The following is a 291-nucleotide window of genomic DNA, read 5'->3' as shown; positions in this document are numbered from 1 at the left end:
GGCCCGGACTTCGCGCATTTCAAGTACGATATGGTAAGTACCGGAAAAAGGCAAATCGGCTCAACCATAAAGCCGTATCTTTATACGTTGGCTATGGAAGAGGGATTGAGCCCCTGTGACGGGATGGTTCACGGACCAATAACCATCATGGCTGAAAACGGACAGCCGTGGACCCCCCGAAACACACGTGAAGCGCTTGGACATTTTGTTACCATAAAATGGGGGTTGCAAAATTCGGATAACTGGGTGACTGCCTATCTGATGAGTCTGTTTTCTCCTTACGCATTTGCC

1 protein-coding gene is annotated in these 291 nt (G+C 49.1%); it reads left to right on the top strand.

Annotated elements, in window-relative coordinates; all coding sequences use genetic code 11:
• Positions 1 to 30: 30 nt before the first annotated feature.
• On the top strand, positions 31 to 291 hold a 261-nt coding region (locus K6T82_RS24170; RefSeq protein WP_255596622.1), incomplete at its 3' end, for a penicillin-binding transpeptidase domain-containing protein.

The organism is Flavobacterium potami, from assembly GCF_020026915.1.
GTDB classification, from domain to species: Bacteria; Bacteroidota; Bacteroidia; order Flavobacteriales; family Flavobacteriaceae; genus Flavobacterium; species Flavobacterium potami.
This window is presented reverse-complemented; position numbering and strand designations above follow the sequence as displayed.